Genomic DNA, 1056 nt, shown 5'->3' on the forward strand with positions numbered 1-1056 from the left:
GTTGATGGGTAGGGGAGCGTCGTGTATGCGGTGAAGCGGCAGAGTGATCTAGCCGTGGAGTGTACACGAGTGAGAATGCAGGCATGAGTAGCGAATCGAGGGTGAGAAACCCTCGCGCCGGATGACCAAGGGTTCCTGGGGCAGGCTAATCCGCCCAGGGTAAGTCGGGACCTAAGGCGAGGCCGACAGGCGTAGTCGATGGACAACGGGTTGATATTCCCGTACCCGCTTCAATGCGCCCATATCGAACCTCGTGATGCTAAGAGTCCTTAAGTCCTCTGATGTCCTTCGGGACTAGGGGTGAGGCTGAACGCTCGATCCGATCGGGTAGTAGGTAAGCGATGGGGTGACGCAGGAAGGTAGTCCAGCCCAGGCGATGGTTGTCCTGGGGTAAGCATGTAGGGAGTGGGGTAGGTAAATCCGCCTCGCATTAATCCTGAGATGTGATGCCGAGCCGATTGTGGTGAAGTGGATGATCCTATGCTGCCGAGAAAAGCCTCTAGTGAGTGTTGTGGCGGCCCGTACCCTAAACCGACTCAGGTGGTCAGGTAGAGAATACTAAGGCGATCGGGTGAACTGCGGTTAAGGAACTCGGCAAATTGCCCCCGTAACTTCGGGAGAAGGGGGACCTCTGCTGGTGATCAGGCTAGCTCTGTGAGCTGGTGGGGGTCGCAGTGGCCAGGGGGAAGCGACTGTTTACTAAAAACACAGGTCCGTGCGAAGTCGTAAGACGATGTATACGGACTGACGCCTGCCCGGTGCCGGAACGTTAAGGGGACTGCTTAGCTCAGCTTGCTGGGCGAAGGTGAGAACTTAAGCGCCGGTAAACGGCGGTGGTAACTATAACCATCCTAAGGTAGCGAAATTCCTTGTCGGGTAAGTTCCGACCTGCACGAATGGCGTAACGACTTCCCCGCTGTCTCAACCGCAGACCCGGCGAAATTGCACTACGAGTAAAGATGCTCGTTACGCGCAGCAGGACGGAAAGACCCCGGGACCTTCACTACAGCTTGACATTGGCGTTTGGAACGTCTTGTGTAGGATAGGTGGGAGACT

1 rRNA gene is annotated in these 1056 nt (G+C 56.2%); it reads left to right on the plus strand.

Going from position 1 to position 1056, the window contains the following annotated elements:
• Positions 1–1056, plus strand: a 23S ribosomal RNA gene (locus AB0H88_RS52545); the annotation flags it as partial.

Source organism: Nonomuraea sp. NPDC050680, from assembly GCF_040654555.1.
Classification (GTDB): domain Bacteria; phylum Actinomycetota; class Actinomycetes; order Streptosporangiales; family Streptosporangiaceae; genus Nonomuraea.